Origin of the sequence: Enterovibrio makurazakiensis, assembly GCF_050336585.1 — a bacterium.
Taxonomy (GTDB): domain Bacteria; phylum Pseudomonadota; class Gammaproteobacteria; order Enterobacterales; family Vibrionaceae; genus Enterovibrio; species Enterovibrio gelatinilyticus.
On record NZ_JAKJSE010000014.1, the window covers coordinates 36,120 to 53,207 of the forward strand.

At 47.7% G+C, this 17,088-nt stretch carries 13 protein-coding genes; 3 read left to right on the top strand and 10 right to left on the bottom strand.

The window, feature by feature from the left end:
• Positions 1–3 precede the first annotated feature (3 nt).
• A complete protein-coding gene (gene yhbY / locus L4D06_RS11575; RefSeq protein WP_028023831.1) occupies positions 4–300 on the top strand; it encodes a ribosome assembly RNA-binding protein YhbY in 297 nt (98 codons plus the stop codon).
• Positions 301–365: 65 nt separating this feature from the next.
• On the opposite strand, the gene greA is transcribed toward yhbY, so the two are convergent.
• On the bottom strand, positions 366–839 hold the full coding sequence (gene greA, locus L4D06_RS11580; protein ID WP_274164952.1) for a transcription elongation factor GreA: 474 nt from the start codon (positions 837–839) through the stop codon (positions 366–368).
• A 508-nt stretch (positions 840–1,347) separates the two neighbouring features.
• Here greA and L4D06_RS11585 point away from each other — a divergent pair.
• Together L4D06_RS11585 and dacB are read left to right on the top strand one after the other, a co-directional pair.
• The gene (locus L4D06_RS11585) at positions 1,348–2,280 is read left to right on the top strand and encodes a porin (RefSeq protein ID WP_429739530.1); all 933 of its coding nucleotides are present in this window, start codon (positions 1,348–1,350) and stop codon (positions 2,278–2,280) included.
• Positions 2,281–2,381: 101 nt separating this feature from the next.
• Positions 2,382–3,797, top strand: coding sequence for a serine-type D-Ala-D-Ala carboxypeptidase (gene dacB / locus L4D06_RS11590; protein ID WP_429739532.1), 1,416 nt, complete (start codon positions 2,382–2,384; stop codon positions 3,795–3,797).
• Here the strand turns inward: dacB and L4D06_RS11595 are convergent.
• From L4D06_RS11595 to ribF, 9 genes are all read right to left on the bottom strand, one after another.
• Complete coding sequence (locus L4D06_RS11595; protein WP_274164955.1) at positions 3,772–4,623, bottom strand: magnesium transporter; 852 nt, start codon at positions 4,621–4,623, stop codon at positions 3,772–3,774. The genes dacB and L4D06_RS11595 overlap by 26 nt on opposite strands.
• A gap of 579 nt (positions 4,624–5,202) precedes the next feature.
• A complete protein-coding gene (carB, locus tag L4D06_RS11600) occupies positions 5,203–8,439 on the bottom strand; it encodes a carbamoyl-phosphate synthase large subunit (protein ID WP_429739534.1) in 3,237 nt (1,078 codons plus the stop codon).
• A gap of 16 nt (positions 8,440–8,455) precedes the next feature.
• Positions 8,456–9,595, bottom strand: a complete 1,140-nt coding sequence (carA, locus tag L4D06_RS11605) for a glutamine-hydrolyzing carbamoyl-phosphate synthase small subunit (protein ID WP_274164957.1) — start codon at positions 9,593–9,595, stop codon at positions 8,456–8,458.
• A 493-nt stretch (positions 9,596–10,088) separates the two neighbouring features.
• Positions 10,089–10,898: a 4-hydroxy-tetrahydrodipicolinate reductase gene (dapB, locus tag L4D06_RS11610; RefSeq protein WP_429739612.1), complete on the bottom strand. Its 810-nt coding sequence runs from the start codon at positions 10,896–10,898 to the stop codon at positions 10,089–10,091.
• 208 nt (positions 10,899–11,106) lie between these two features.
• Positions 11,107–12,051, bottom strand: a complete 945-nt coding sequence (gene ispH, locus L4D06_RS11615; protein WP_274164958.1) for a 4-hydroxy-3-methylbut-2-enyl diphosphate reductase — start codon at positions 12,049–12,051, stop codon at positions 11,107–11,109.
• Positions 12,052–12,078: 27 nt separating this feature from the next.
• The gene (fkpB, locus tag L4D06_RS11620) at positions 12,079–12,510 is read right to left on the bottom strand and encodes an FKBP-type peptidyl-prolyl cis-trans isomerase (RefSeq protein WP_274164959.1); all 432 of its coding nucleotides are present in this window, start codon (positions 12,508–12,510) and stop codon (positions 12,079–12,081) included.
• 159 nt (positions 12,511–12,669) lie between these two features.
• Positions 12,670–13,182 carry a signal peptidase II gene (lspA, locus tag L4D06_RS11625; protein WP_274164960.1) on the bottom strand — a complete coding sequence of 171 codons (513 nt, stop codon included), beginning with the start codon at positions 13,180–13,182 and terminating at the stop codon, positions 12,670–12,672.
• Positions 13,183–13,250: 68 nt separating this feature from the next.
• Positions 13,251–16,097, bottom strand: a complete 2,847-nt coding sequence (gene ileS, locus L4D06_RS11630; protein WP_274164961.1) for an isoleucine--tRNA ligase — start codon at positions 16,095–16,097, stop codon at positions 13,251–13,253.
• Between the two features lie 7 nt (positions 16,098–16,104).
• The gene (gene ribF, locus L4D06_RS11635) at positions 16,105–17,064 is read right to left on the bottom strand and encodes a bifunctional riboflavin kinase/FAD synthetase (protein WP_429739535.1); all 960 of its coding nucleotides are present in this window, start codon (positions 17,062–17,064) and stop codon (positions 16,105–16,107) included.
• Between the last annotated feature and the right edge of the window lie 24 nt (positions 17,065–17,088).

The following is a 17,088-nucleotide window of genomic DNA, read 5'->3' on the forward strand; positions in this document are numbered from 1 at the left end:
AACATGAATCTAAGCACAAAACAAAAGCAGCATCTAAAAGGTCTGGCACACTCACTTAAACCTGTCGTTCTGATGGGTGCCAATGGCCTAACAGAAGCCGTGCTTGCTGAGATTGAAATCGCTCTCGATCACCACGAACTGATTAAAGTGAAAGTGGCCTCTGAAGACCGCGACACTAAGAACCTGATTGTAGACGCAATTGTTCGTGAAACTAAGGCAGAAAAAGTTCAAGTCATCGGTAAGGTGCTTGTTCTGTATCGCCCAAGCAAAGAGCGCAAAATCGAACTACCACGTAAATAAGAAAAGGCCGCTAAGCGGCCTTTTTTGTTTCTGCGATGGTAATAACCGCTAACATTTTTATTCGATTAAACGTATTCAACGCTATCGATTTCGAATTCTTTCACGCCACCAGGGGTAGTGATAGATACTTCATCGCCAGCTTCTTTACCAATAAGCCCGCGAGCAATCGGCGAATTGATAGAGATCAGGTGCTTTTTAATGTCAGACTCATCATCACCAACAATCTGGTAAGACACTTCTTCGTCAGTATTGATGTCTATCAAGCCCACTGTTGAGCCAAAGATAACTTTGCCATTGTTTGGCATCTTTGCAATATCGATGATTTGAGCGACAGAAAGTTTATATTCGATATCACGAATCTGCGCTTCACAAATGCCTTGCTCTTCGCGCGCTGCGTGGTATTCCGCATTCTCTTTAAGATCGCCCAATTCACGAGCTTCACCGATCGCTTGAGTAATAATTGGACGACGTTTCAGCAAACGCTCTAACTCTGTACGAAGCTGCTGTTCGCCACGAACAGTCATGGGTACCTTATCCATAAACGACATTACCTCTATGTCCAAAACCTACGTTTTGGCAATAACAAAGCCACGCCCAAGCAAAGGTATGAGCGCGGCAAACGAATATTTATACCTCAGTGTAAACAAGTTACTTGCTCTGGTCACCTACCATTTTTTTCAGGGCCGTGCCTAACGCCCATATCAGTAGATCCTTACAAACAACAACCTTCTACTAAAGCCTTTTTAAACATATCCACCATGATAATTCCTCGACACATATCACACAAACAAACTCAACTCTCAGTATTTAGAAAAACCTAAAAGATGAAAAATTATAAAAATAACAGATGGAATCGAACCTTTCAGAATTTCTGTAAGCAACTGTTTTAAAGCCATTTAAAATAAACTCGCCACATAAAAAACAATGTTTTCTATTTGTTTTTTTATCGTTTTACTAACAGTTGCATTTCGCGAGCGGTTACAAACATGCCATCGGGATGTTTGGAGATTACATCTCGAAAATCAAAATCTTATAAAGGACAACGTAATGAACAAAACGTTTATCGCACTTGCTGTAGCTGCTCTAGCTTCTACCTCTGTTTCTGCTGCTGAAGTTTTCAACGACGGTACTTCTTCTATGGCTATCGGTGGCCGCGCTGAAGCACGTGCAGCTATCCAAGATGGCGACATGGCTGACAACAGCCGCGTACGTCTAAACTTCCTTGGCACTACCGCTATTGGCGAAGGCGCTTACGGTGTTGGTTTCTTCGAGCGTGAGTTCAAATCAGACGAAAGTGCAGACGAGAACCGTTACATCTTCGCAGGTATCGGTACCGAATACGGCCTAGTAACTTACGGTCTGAACGACGGCTCTCTAGGCATGATCACTGACTTCACTGATATCATGTCTTACCATGGTGCTGTTGCAAGCTCAAAAATCGACGTTGCAGACCGCACTAGCAACAACATCGCGTACAAAGGTGAGTTTGGCGGCCTAACCGTTAAAGCTAACTACGTTGGCGAAAATGACGACGTTAAAAAAGGCTACTCTCTAGGCGCGGTTTACGCAATGGAGAACGGTCTAGCAATGGCTCTAGGTTACGCTGACCAAGACACCACCAACACTCTGACCGAAAGCCAAATCGAAGCGGCTGTTTCTTACACCATGGGCGACATCTACGTTGCTGCACTTTACAAAGATGGTGAAAACAAAACTTCAGGTGTTAAAGAAGACCTAACTGGTTACGAATTCGCTGCAGCCTACACCATGGGCCAAACCAAGTTCACCACCACTTACGGTAAAGCTGAAACTGAGTCAAAAGACACTGCTGACTCTATCGCAATCGACGCGACGCATTTCTTCAACAGCAACTTCCGCACTTACGTGTCTTACAACTTCAACCTTCTAAACGAAAACGAAGTTGCAACTAAGATCCAAGCAGAAGACGAAATGGTATTCGGTCTACGTTACGATTTCTAATCTAACTTAAGTACTTCACTTAATTTAGAAACAAAAACGCCTACCTCCGAGTAGGCGTTTTTTGTACCATACTGAATCTTCCTAGATTGCAGGAACTTCTTATGGTGCGTCTCTTTGTTCTAATCGTTTGTTCGTTTTTCTCCGCGACCGCCTTCTCAGTGCCTCTCAATACCCTTGAAGCTATGCTACCTGCTGGAAGTCAGCTTGCCCTATCTGTTTATAACGTGAATAGTGGCCAACAGCTTGTTGAGCGCGATGACGACATATTGCTCCCACCAGCCAGCACCCAAAAAGTGGTAACGGCACTAGCCGCTTCTCTATATCTTCCATCGGACTTTAGCTTCGAGACAAAAGTACTTCAATCGGGCAAAGACATTGTATTTAAGTTTGGGGGCGACCCGACGCTAAAGCGTAAAGACTTACAACTACTTGTTAGCGCATTGAAAGCAAAGGGCATCAACCAGATACGTGGTGACGTCTGGCTTGATGAAGAGATATTTACCGGATATGAGCGAGCAGTCGGTTGGCCTTGGGATATACTGGGGGTCTGCTACAGCGCCCCATCATCAGCGATTGCCCTAGAGCGCAACTGCGTACAAGGCTCGATATACAGCAACAAGGGGCAGCGTCAAACACGCGTGTTTGTTCCTGAGCATCAACCGATAGAAATATCGACAGATGCGCTTGCCGTGACCAAAGCACAGCAACAAACCCAGCATTGTGATTTAGAACTTAATTACAACGACAGCAACCACTATCAGCTGAGTGGTTGTTTAGTTCACCGTTCCAATCCTCTTCCTCTTAAGTTCGCGGTACAAAACCCTCAAAAGTATGTGAGTGACGTGCTTGCAGCCGAGCTAAGAAAGGCAGCAATTACCGTGAAAGGCAACATCCGACTTGGATCACCGACAAATCAGGATCGCGTCATCGCCGTACACAAGTCAGCCCCGCGAGACGCGTTGCTTAACACCATGCTTAAACGTTCTGACAACCTAATTGCCGACAACATCCTTAAGACACTTGGGCATCGCTACTTCAAACAACCCGGTTCATTTAGCAACGGGGCAGCAGCGATAAAAGCAATATTGAAGCAACAAACTAACATTGACCTCAACACTGCTGTGATCGTGGATGGATCAGGGTTGTCTCGCAATAATCGAATGACCGCCACACAGTTAATGTCAGTGATTCAATATGTTTACTCACACCCGCAGTTGGGCGTCTTGGCGATGCTACCTGTATCGGGTGTGGACGGGACTTTGAAATATCGCAGTAGTGTCCGTCATGCTCCGCTCAAAAATAAGCTGACGGCAAAAACAGGCTCTCTCTATGGGAGTTACAACCTCGCGGGAATATTGAAAAACAACCAAGGACAAGACGTCCTCGTTGTGCAACTGGTAACCAACTACCACATTCCAAAATCGGATGATCGCCCTAGCAACGTGGCCAGCCCGATCACCCAATTTGAACGAGAGCTCTACCAAGCGCTGCTCACATCAAGTCTAACCACGCATTAACCGTCATGAAGTAAATCGCCATCCCGCTGATATCAACCACAGAGGCTAACACTGGGCTCACAAGTACAGCGGGATCGAGACGAAACTTAGTCGCAATCAACGGAAGTACACCTCCAATCGTGGTAGACAAAATCACTTGAATAATTAGTGCTACCCCAATTGCAATGGCGATATCATCCAACGAAAAACCATATGGCAAAGAAGAGCTGTCGCTAAAAAGCATCACCCTCGCCATGATCACTGCCGCCAGCGCAAATGCGATAACAAAAGCCACACGCACTTCCTTCCACATGACACATAGCCAGTGAGATGGACGCACTTCGTTCATCGCCATCGCACGCACCACCAAGGTGGCAGCTTGTGATCCCGCATTTCCCCCTGCCGCCGCAACCACTGGCATGTAAATAGCCAGTAATATGAGCTGGCTGATCGAATCTTCGTAGTGCGAGATAATCAGCCCAGAAACGACCCCTAGCAAAGCGAGTCCAATAATCCAACCGATTCGCTGGCGGACATGCGACATGACAGAATTAGCTAAATAGTTCCCGTCAGGCTCTACCTCAGAATTGATGAGCCCTAGCCCAGTCGCGATTTTCCTTACCCTAATCGCATCGCCAGTTTCAGCCAGATCATCAAGTAGCTTTCTGACCAAGCCCAACGGACAGCAATTCAGTACACCAATCGCTTCAGCAACAGGCATCACAGACAGCAACCGAATTCTGTCTTCTCCACTGTGAATAAGAAACGCATTTTTTGCTGCTTCAATTTCATGCGCAGCGACATAATTTTGCTGGTTTTCCAGCATAGTGGCATTCATTACCGCCATAGCGAACCTCCCGATTGGCTAGTGCCAGATGTTAGTTATCTGGTGAGGGTAACGACCATGAAAATACGAAGTTCGATGCCGTCTGTCTGTTTTTAGAAGCACAGCGGCGAATCGCTCTCACACCCTGAGATTTCTCACAATGCATGATTGAAGACCAAGGGTCTCCTTGCGTATTTTCACTCTGAATGTTGGGGAGGCGCTGGGAATAGAAGCGTAGAGATCATTCCGACTGGGCAGTCGAAATGTGAAGATTCACAAATGAAACCGCCGATCTTACTGGCCTCCCTGACAACTCGGAGGATGGTCGATAACGTTCATGGTTTTCTCCAAAAGTGCCGCAGTATTGCGACGAGGCAATACTACTCTCATTTAGTCCTCAATCAAACACTCAACCGAGAGCAAATCATGAAGATTTCATGACAGTGAGCATTGAAATTTGGTTGTGCAATAACACGCTGCACTCGTATTCATTTGGCCAATTCCAAACACAAAAAAGCCCGCCAATTTGGCGGGCAAGGAGGTTATCTAGGCCAGCTTCCTGCTGGCTCATTGGTTATATCTTTGTTTCCAAGAAAGGGATTAAGCTTTCCCGTATTTTTCTGCCACACGAGCGTGCAACTCTTGTACAGAGTTCACTTTCGACAGGTCTGCCGCTGCATGTGCCATGCACGTTGCAAACGCTGCGTTTAGCGTTGTCGTGTAGTTCACCTTCTCAGCCAGAGCGCCGCGACGAAGTACTTTCGAATCTTCAATCGCCTGACGGCCTTCAGTGGTGTTAATGATGTAGCTGTATTCACCATTCTTAATGCGGTCAAGAATGTGTGGACGACCTTCGTGTACTTTGTTCACAAGGCGTGGGTTAATGCCCGCTTCACCCAGAACTACCGCCGTACCGTGCGTTGCATCCAGCTCAAAGCCAAGCTTGATAAGCTTCGCGGCAAGGTCAACAACACGCTGCTTGTCGTTGTTACGAACAGACAGTAGTGCGCGGCCTTTTTCGCTGTATTGCTTGCCACAGCCAAGATCCGCTTTTGCAAACGCTTCAGCAAATGTGTCACCCACGCCCATGACTTCACCGGTAGAGCGCATTTCTGGGCCCAACAGTGGGTCAACGCCCGGGAACTTGTTAAATGGCAACACCACTTCTTTTACTGAGTAGTAAGGCGGGATAATTTCTTGTGTGAAACCTTGTGATTCAAGTGATTGGCCAGCCATAACACGCGCCGCAATTTTCGCTAGGGGTGCACCTGTGGCTTTCGACACGAACGGAACCGTACGTGCAGCACGCGGGTTTACCTCAATCAGATAAACTTCACCGTCTTTTACTGCAAACTGTGTGTTCATCAGACCGCGAACACCCAACTCCAACGCCAGTTTTTCAACTTGGCGACGCATCTCGTCCTGAATATCTTGGCTCAAGGTATAAGCTGGCAGAGAACATGCAGAGTCACCAGAGTGAACACCGGCTTGTTCGATATGCTCCATGATGCCACCAATCACGACGCGCTCGCCGTCACAGATAGCATCCACGTCCACTTCAGTCGCATCATCAAGGAAACGGTCAAGAAGGACTGGAGATTCATTCGAAACGCTGACTGCCTCGTTGAAGTAACGGCGCAAATCACTTTCGTCATAAACGATTTCCATTGCGCGACCACCCAAAACATAAGATGGGCGAACAACCAATGGGAAGCCAATCTCTTTCGACTTCTCAATCGCTTGTTCCATCGCGGTCACTGTGGCGTTTTCTGGCGTTTTCAAGCCTAAGCGGTCAACAGCTGATTGGAAACGCTCACGGTCTTCTGCGCGGTCAATCGCATCTGGGCTAGTACCAATAATAGGTACGCCTGCCGCTTCCAATGCGCGAGCCAACTTCAGAGGTGTTTGACCACCGTATTGAACGATAACGCCTTTTGGCTTTTCAACACGTGCAATCGCTAATACGTCTTCCAGCGTTACTGGCTCGAAGTATAAACGGTCAGAGGTGTCGTAATCAGTAGAAACCGTCTCAGGGTTACAGTTAACCATGATAGTTTCGTAGCCGTCTTCGCGAAGCGCCAGTGATGCGTGCACACAACAGTAATCAAACTCAATGCCTTGACCGATACGGTTTGGACCGCCGCCAAGCACCATGATTTTATCTTTGTCTGTAGGGTTAGACTCACACTCGTCATCGTAAGAGCTGTACATGTACGCCGTGTCAGAAGAGAACTCTGCTGCACAAGTATCAACGCGTTTGTAAACAGGGTGAATATCGTATTGGTCACGAAGCTTACGAATTTCACTCTCACTCACACCCAAAAGTTTACTCAGGCGCGCATCCGCGAAGCCTTTGCGCTTTAACTTGCGAAGTACGTCTTTGTTCAAACCTGCGAAGCCGTTTTCTTTCACTTCCGCTTCGATTTTGACGATGTCTTCAATCTGTACCAAGAACCAACGGTCAACGTTGGTCAGCTTAAATACGCCATCCACAGACATGCCTGCACGGAATGCATCGGCGATGTACCAAATACGCTCAGCACCCGCGTCTTTCAATTCATGACGGATCTTGGTCATTGCATCTGGCTCATCCAGATCGACCATCTCATCAAAGCCTGTCGCACCCACTTCTAGGCCACGTAGTGCTTTGTGCAGTGATTCTTGTTGGTTACGACCAATTGCCATCACTTCACCCACAGATTTCATCTGTGTGGTTAGACGGTCGTTAGCACCTACGAACTTCTCGAAGTTAAAACGAGGGATCTTAGTCACAACGTAATCGATGGTTGGTTCGAATGAAGCTGGGGTTGCACCACCAGTGATGTCATTCATCAACTCATCAAGAGTAAAACCAACCGCTAGCTTGGCGGCTACTTTTGCAATCGGGAAGCCTGTTGCTTTTGATGCAAGCGCAGAAGAGCGAGAAACGCGTGGGTTCATCTCGATGATAACCATACGGCCATCTTTCGGGTTGATACCAAATTGAACGTTTGAGCCGCCTGTTTCTACGCCGATTTCACGGAGAACCGCTAGCGATGCGTTACGCATCAATTGATATTCTTTATCTGTCAGCGTTTGCGCTGGAGCGACAGTGATAGAGTCACCCGTATGGATGCCCATTGCGTCAAAGTTCTCAATCGCACACACGATGATGCAGTTATCCGCTTTGTCACGGACCACTTCCATCTCGTACTCTTTCCAACCAATCAATGATTCGTCAATGAGTAGCTCGTTGGTTGGCGATAGATCCAAACCACGGCGACAGATTTCTTCAAATTCTTCTTTGTTGTAAGCGATACCGCCGCCCGTGCCACCCATGGTGAACGAAGGACGAATGATACAAGGGAAACCTACCATATCGAGAACGCCGTAAGCTTCTTCCATGGTTTTTGCGGTGTCTGCACGAGGACAGTCTAGGCCAATTGATTTCATTGCTTTATCGAAACGTGAACGGTCTTCCGCTTTATCAATCGCATCCGCCGTTGCACCAATCATTTCTACGCCGAACTCAGCCAGAACACCGTTCTTTTCAAGTTCAAGCGCACAGTTCAATGCCGTTTGACCACCCATGGTCGGCAGAACCGCATCAGGGCGTTCTTTTTCAATGATGTTGCGAACTACTTCCCATTGGATTGGCTCGATGTAAGTTGCATCTGCCATTTCTGGGTCTGTCATGATGGTGGCTGGGTTAGAGTTCACCAAAATAACGCGGTAACCCTCTTCACGCAGCGCTTTACAAGCTTGCGCGCCTGAATAGTCAAACTCACACGCCTGACCAATAACAATTGGGCCTGCGCCTAGAATAAGAATACTTTTTATGTCTGTACGTTTTGGCATTCTCTGCTACTCCGGATTACGCGCTGTGTTGCTTAATAAGTTCAATGAAGTGATCAAAAAGTGGTGCCGCATCGTGCGGACCAGGGCTCGCTTCAGGGTGCCCTTGGAAGCTAAAGGCTGGCTTATCTGTGCGGTGGATACCTTGCAAAGAGCCATCAAATAGCGATACGTGAGTAGCACGTAGATTTTCAGGAAGTGTTGTTTCATCAGCGGCAAAACCGTGGTTTTGCGACGTAATCATCACTACGTTGCGATCCAAGTCTTTAACTGGGTGGTTTGCGCCGTGGTGACCAAACTTCATTTTCACCGTTTGAGCGCCCGATGCGAGAGCCAGAATCTGGTGACCAAGACAGATGCCGAAAACTGGCAGCCCCTTGTCCAAGAAAGTTTTTGTCGCTTCAATTGCGTAAGTACATGGTTCTGGGTCACCAGGGCCGTTCGATAGGAATACGCCATCTGGGTTAAGCGCCAGAACCTCTTCAGCAGACGTTTGCGCTGGCACTACAGTCAAACGGCAACCGCGATCCACCAGCATGCGCAGGATATTGCGTTTTGCACCAAAGTCATACGCGACGACATGGTATGGCAATTCGCTATTGTCTTTTGCTTCTGGCAGGCCGCCTTCAAGCGTCCAAGAGCCTTGTTTCCACTCGTAAGATTCCGCCGTGGTCACTTCTTTCGCCAAATCCATGCCTTTTAGGCCAGGGAATGCTTTTGCCTTAGCAAGTGCCAATGCTTCATCAAGGTTGTCACCCGCAACAACACAGCCGTTTTGAGCGCCTTTTTCACGCAAAATACGTGTCAATTTACGGGTGTCGATGTCAGCGATGCCAACGATGTTTTGAGATTTAAGGTAATCAGAAAGTGTTTGTTGACTGCGGAAGTTTGAAGCAATGAGGGGAAGGTCGCGAATGACCAGGCCTTGCGCGTGGATTCTTGAGGATTCTTCGTCTTCGGTATTAGTACCGGTGTTGCCAATGTGAGGATAAGTGAGAGTAACAATTTGCTGAGAGTAGGAAGGGTCAGTGAGAATTTCTTGGTACCCCGTCATCGAGGTATTAAAAACAACTTCACCAACAGCGGAACCATCAGCACCAATGGACACACCGTGGAATACAGTCCCATCTTCTAGGACTAAGAGCGCAGACTTGCTCAAGACAACCTCCAAATCAATAAAAATGCAAAATAAATAGATAAATTCGCATTAAGTCATTCCATACAATTGCCACTTCGACGTCAAGCCGAAATTTGACAAATTGCGCGCATTCTAGTGATAGCTGCGGAATGTGTCAACAGAACAGGTAAAAAAGAACATAACTTTCAGCCAACCTATATGAATTTCACCACCAAGCCCATAAAAACCCCATTAATCCTAGGCGAAAGTCATAATTTGAAGCTCAGGACATATCATTTACCGCCCCTTATTAGGCATACAAACAAAAAAACAGTCATTGCTATACGCAACCGTTTCCCAATGGGCACTTATGTTGTTATTTGGAGGCAGTACAGAGGGAACGCGCCACTAAGCCTTGAAAGCAGGCATTAACTAGACCTTAGCATAAGGGAAGGGGTAAAAGCGCTAGGAGGATAAAACGAAAGAAATGCTATGCAGCCGGCGTGCACAGGCTGCATAGTTAATCATTTTTTAATTAGAGTGCGTCTAGGTCTAATACGTCTTGCATGGTGAAGAACCCTGCATTTTTTGCATTCAGCCAGATCGCAGCACGTACAGCGCCATTGGCAAATGTCATTCTGTTTGTCGCTTTGTGGGTAATTTCCACACGCTCGCCAATATCAGCAAACATGGCAGTATGCTCACCTACGATATCGCCAGCACGAATCGTCGCAAAACCTATTTCATCGCGGGTTCGCTCGCCAGTGATGCCCTCGCGCGCATAGACAGCAACATCGCTCAACTTATTGCCCATTGCGCCAGCAATGGCCTCCCCCATGCCAATCGCCGTCCCCGAAGGAGCATCGACCTTGTGACGGTGGTGCGCTTCAACAATCTCAATGTCGCAGTAATCGCCCATCACTTTCGCTGCCTTCTCAAGCAACTTAAAGACAAGGTTCACGCCAACACTGTAATTCGGTGCCATTACGATGCCGACACCCTCAGCAGCAGCGTCAATCTGAGCACGCTGTTCCTCGGTGAAGCCAGTTGTACCAATGATCAATTTTTTTCCGTGCGCTTGGCAAAGCGCAAGATTCGCCAATGTCACAACGGGTGCGGTAAAATCAATAATGACATCAAAATCATCAGCCACTTTTGCTAAGTCATCAACAATGGTGACATCGCGTTTACCAATACCTGCAAGCTCACCGGCATCAGTACCGATAAGACTGGATTCTGGACGTTCACTTGCAGCAGCCAGTATTGCGCCTTCCATTCCATCCGTGGCTTGAATTAGCTGTCGACCCATACGGCCAGCAGCGCCCGCAATTGCAATGCGAACCATGTAAATCCCCTTCTTACTCTCGGTCAACGCCACATCAACGCAGCGCCATGAAATCATTCGTTTATCACTCTACCTTTTTCAAACAGTGATGTATATCCGAGCCATGCTTCAAACATACCTGTTCCTCGTTGAAGCAATTGGTCACGACGTAAAACGAAAAAAGGAGCCAAAGGCTCCTTTAATACAATCTTAAATAATCAACGTGTTGTTAGTCGATATGCTTAACTTGCAGCTCTCGCGGCACTTCAAAGAACATGTTTTCTTCACGCCCTTTAAGCTCTTCTACTGCCGTACCGCCATACGCTTCAATTTGAGCAATAATGAGATTCACAAGCTCTTCAGGCGCAGATGCTCCCGCCGTGACACCCACTTTCACCTTGCTCTCAAACCACTCAGCTTTCACGTCTTCCGCGCAATCGGTCAAATACGCTGGCGTTCCGAGCTTTTCGCTCAATTCACGCAGACGATTGGAGTTTGAGCTGTTCTTTGAGCCGACAACCACCATCACATCACATTGCGCCGCGAGTTCACGCACCGCGTCTTGGCGGTTTTGGGTCGCGTAGCAAATATCGTCTTTGCGCGGGCCTTGGATCTCAGGGAACACTTGACGCAGTCTATCGATCACGTCTGCGGTTTCATCCACAGACAGCGTCGTTTGACTAACGTAGTGCAAATTAGAAGGATCTTTCACATTAAGTGAATGCACATCATCAGGCGTTTCCACTAAGTACATGCCGCCCGTTTCACTGGCATATTGTCCCATGGTGCCTTCCACCTCAGGGTGACCAGCGTGACCAATTAGAACCACTTCCATATTCTTGCGACTCGCACGCGCAACTTCCATATGAACTTTGGTCACCAAAGGACAAGTCGCATCAAACACAGTCAAACTGCGTGATTTAGCTTCGATACGAACAGCTTGTGATACGCCGTGGGCAGAAAAAATAACAATGCTGTCATCTGGCACTTCACTGAGCTCTTCAACGAACACGGCTCCACGAGACTTTAAGCCTTCCACGACAAAACGATTGTGAACCACTTCATGCCGCACATAGATAGGAGGCTGATACAGTTCTAGTGCACGCTCGACAATGCTGATAGCACGGTCAACACCGGCGCAAAACCCTCTTGGGTTAGCAAGCATGATTTTCATTGAGTTGCCTTTATAACCAATATTTTTTTAGTTGACGCTAACAATTTCAACGTCAAAGATTACGCGGTGTCCCGCCAATGGATGGTTGAAATCTACCGTCACTGATTCGCCAGCCACTTCAGTGATAACGCCTGGAATTTCTTGTCCGCCCGGCCCAGCGAAGGCAATAATCGTCCCCTCTTCTGCAGGTGCATCACCGACAAACAAAGTGCGATCCATGTGCTGGATATTATCAGGATTTGGCATACCAAACGCATCGTTTGGCTCTAATGTAAAGCTGGCGGCTTCGCCTTCATTTAAGCCCATCAAACACTTTTCGAAATTCTCCGTCAAGCTACCATCGCCCATCACTAACTTAGCAGGCTTGCCTGATGTTTTCGTGCTGTCTGCAACGGAACCGTCTTCCATCTTAATCGTAAAGTGCATAATGACTTCACTGTTGGCAATAATCTGTGTCATTCAATCACATCCTTGAATTAAACTATTGGTCCCGCCTCCAAAGGCAGCACCTAAGACCCTAAAAAATAACGGGTTTTAAAACACCAAATATAAGAAAGCGCCGTTCGCAATTGCGACCAGCGCTATCTATGTATTCTTACCCGATAGTAAGCACAGAGCTTACTCGGTTTCAGCGTGCGGCTTTTTTGATGCTTTCACACTATCCAAAACAATCAATCCGGCACCCACACAAATCGCTGCATCAGCAAGGTTAAATGCAGGCCAATGGCTGTTGCCGATATAGAAATCGAGAAAGTCGATGACATAGCCATGCACTAAACGATCAAATAAATTACCGATCGCACCACCGATGACTAGCGCATAGGCCACATTAAGAATTCTATTAGTGGCTGGGGTACAGCGCATCCAATAGATAAGCATTCCTGATACACCGAGCGCAATCGTGGCAAAGAACCAGCGCTGCCAACCACCTGCATCACTCAGAAAACTGAATGCTGCGCCGTAGTTATGTACATACAAGAGGTTAAAGAAAGGCAAAATTTCTATGCGATTTGCCCAACCATACCCCATGGTATCCATCACTAGCAGTTTCGTGCCGATGTCTAAAACAAAAACCAGTAACGCCAACCAAAGCCAACGAATACCTGACTGTTTCGCTGCCAGATCTTTCATCCAAGGTTCCTATTATCATTCAGAAAATGCTGAACACGTTCGGTTCAGCATTTTCTTCATCTTAGCGATTAAGCAAATTGACGCTCTTCGCCTTCACCATCGATGTTGCTTACACAACGACCACACAAGGCTTCATGCCCAGCAATTGTGCCAACATCCGGCACATGGTGCCAGCATCGCTCACACTTCTCGGCGGCAGACTTAGCAACAACCACGGACAAGCCTTCAATGTCTGTCGCAACAGCAGCTTCAGGCGCAGCATCGGTCGCAACAACATCGGCTTTCGACGTCAACAACACAAAGCGCAACTCATTACCCATTGCTTCAAGCTTGGCAGCAAAATCTGCTTTCGCATATAGGGTCACTTCGGCTTCCAAAGAACCACCCAGCGTTTTCTCGCTACGCGCTTGCTCCAAGACTTTGTTCACCGCGCCACGAACACGCAGTAGTTCAGACCAGAATGCATTATTCAGTTGCTCGTCATCGTTCAGACCAAACAAGCCGTCGTACCACACTTCGGTGAACACGTACTTGTTGCGGGCTGTTTGATCAGCTTGCTTCTTGGGCATCTCGTTCCAGATTTCATCTGCAGTGAACGACATAATTGGCGCCATCCAGCGAACCAATGCTTCCACGATGTGGAATAGCGCCGTTTGACAGCTGCGGTGTGCATGACCACCCGCTTTCGCTGTGTATTGACGGTCTTTGATGATATCCAAGTAGAATGAGCCCATCTCTACTGAACAGAATTGCATCAAACGTTGAGTTACTGCGTGGAAGTTACACTCTTCAAACGCCTTCAGAATTTCTTCCTGAGCTTCAAGCGCTTTACCTACAGCCCAACGGTCAGCAACCACCATGTCTTCCGCTGCAACCATGTCAGTTTCTGGGTTGAAACCGTTCAAGTTTGCTAGCAAGAAGCGCGCGGTGTTACGGATACGACGGTACGCATCGGCACTGCGGTTCAAGATTTGGTCAGACACCGTCATCTCGCCGGTGTAGTCCGTTGAAGCCACCCACAAACGGAGAATGTCGCCACCCAGCTTGTTCATCACTTCTTGCGGAGAAACCACGTTACCGATCGATTTAGACATCTTACGGCCTTGACCATCAACGGTGAAACCGTGAGTCAACACTTGCTTGTAAGGGGCTTTGTTCTTGATAGCAACAGAGGTCATTAGCGACGACTGGAACCAGCCACGGTGTTGATCCGAGCCTTCCAAGTACATATCAGCTTCGTGACCGTTGAATTCCGCGCGTTGGTTTACAACTGCATAGTGCGTTGCACCTGAGTCGAACCATACGTCTAGCGTATCCAGTACTTTTTCGTAGCTTTCAGCGTCGTCACCAAGTAATTCCGCAGTGTCGAGATCCCACCACGCTTGAATGCCTGATTGCTCAACCTTCTGCGCTACTTGCTCGATCAATTCAACCGTGTTCGGGTGAAGATCTGAGGTTTCTTTGTGAACGAACAGCGCAATTGGCACGCCCCAAGTACGTTGACGAGAGATACACCAATCAGGGCGACCTTCCACCATCGACTCGATACGGTTTTGACCCCACTCAGGGATCCACTGTACGCTTTTGATCTCTTCCAATGCTTTCGCACGCAGACCCGCTTTCTCCATAGAGATAAACCACTGCGGTGTTGCACGGAAAATGATCGGCGTTTTATGGCGCCAGCAATGCGGGTAACTATGCTCGTACGCGTGATGATGTAACAAAGAACCGTGTTCTTTCAGTACTTCAATCACGTTGTCATTTGCTTTCAATACGTGTTGACCAGCAAACAGCTCTGTATCAGGCAGGTATACACCGTTGCTACCGACTGGGTTCGCCACTTCTAGGCCGTACTTTTGACCCACCACGAAGTCTTCTTGACCGTGACCTGGTGCAGTGTGAACAACACCCGTACCCGATTCAGTCGTGACGTGCTCGCCACAAATCACTGGCACATCGAAGCTGTAGAACGGGTGGTTGAAGCGCAACAACTCCAGTGCTTCACCTTGGCAGAAGCCAAGGTTATGGAAGTGTTCGATACCCGCGCGATCCATCACTTGCTTCGCAAGTTCAGATGCCACGATCAAACGGCGAGGTGTTTCGCCTTCCACTTGAACAAGCACGTATTCCAACGCATCAGATACCGCAACTGCACGGTTTGCAGGTAATGTCCAAGGCGTCGTGGTCCAGATAACGATAGACACGTCACCGTGACCTTCATGACCTTCAGCCAAACCGAATTTTGCCAATACCGCAGCTTCGTCAGTCGCACGGAACATCACATCAATAGATGGAGATACTTTGTTCTCGTATTCTACTTCTGCTTCAGCCAGTGCTGAGCCACAATCAGTACACCAGTGAACAGGCTTAAAGCCTTTATGTAGGTGGCCGTTGCCTGCGATTTTACCTAATGCACGAATGATGTTCGCTTCGGTGTCAAAGTCCATGGTCAGGTATGGCTTGTCCCACTCACCCAACACACCAAGACGTTTGAAGTCCGCCTTTTGGCCTTCAACTTGTTTTGCAGCGTACTCACGGCACTTCTGACGGAATTCAGCAGCAGACACTTTTTTGCCTGGCTTACCGACTTTTTTCTCAACCATCAGTTCAATTGGTAGACCGTGACAGTCCCAGCCTGGTACGTAAGGGGCATCAAAGTCCGACAAGGTTTTGGACTTAATAATAATGTCTTTAAGAATCTTGTTTACTGAGTGACCAATATGGATGTTGCCGTTTGCATACGGAGGGCCGTCATGCAGGATGAAAGATTTCTTGCCTTTTTTCGCTTTACGGATCTCGCCGTAAAGATCTTCATCGTACCAACGTTTAAGCATTTGCGGCTCACGTTGTGCAAGATTACCTCGCATCGGAAACGCGGTTTCCGGCAGGTTTAAGGTATCTTTAAAGTCACTCATTGATTGTTCATTCCGTATGGACGTTTTCGACATTATCTTGACCAGCCAGCCACGTACGTGCTGTCTGGGCATCAAGTTCAATTTGGGCTTTTAGCTCGTCTAGCGAGCCAAATTTTTTCTCATCTCGCAGCTTATGAAGAAGCTGCACTTCAACATGTCGACCATAAAGGTCACCAGCGAAGTCAAAAAGGTGCACTTCCAATTGTTGGCCTACACCGTTGACGGTTGGTCGAGTGCCTACATTGGCAACGCCACCTAACCATGTGTTCTCATCAATACCGCCAACCTTAACAACATACACACCCGACACGGGCGTGACACGTCGCTTCAAAGGTACATTTGCGGTAGGGAATCCGATGGTACGACCCAGCTTCTTACCGTGGGAAACTCGCCCACTAATGCTGTAAGGTCGTCCAAGCATCTGCTCCACGGCGTCTTGTTCGCCTCGCGCCAATTCATCACGAATGGCGGTGCTACTGACACGCTGCTCGGAGACACAAAAACTTTGTGTGCTCACCACATCAAAATGTGCAGATTTAGCTTCTTGTTGCAGATAAACAAAATCGCCTTGACGCTTAGCACCAAAGCGAAAGTCGTCACCAACTACCAGAAACTTAACACCCAATTGTTCAGCCAACAAGCGATGAACAAAGTCATAGGGCGTCATAGAGGCGAATTTCGCATTAAAATTCACCACAAGCAGCCGTTCAACACCTAATTGAGCCAACTGCGTGTACTTGTCACGCAAACGAGTCAACCTTGCCGGAGCACTTTCGGCTGCAAATAATTCTCTAGGTTGAGGTTCAAACAGCATAACGGTAGGCGAAACGCCTAACTCACGCGCTTTTTTTACCACCTGAATGAGCACTTGTTGGTGGCCTAAATGCACACCATCAAAGTTACCGATCGTCAGAACGCACCCTCGGTGTCTTTCTCGGATGTTATGAATGCCTCGGATCAATTCCATAATGGTAAAACTGCTTTCCCCTAA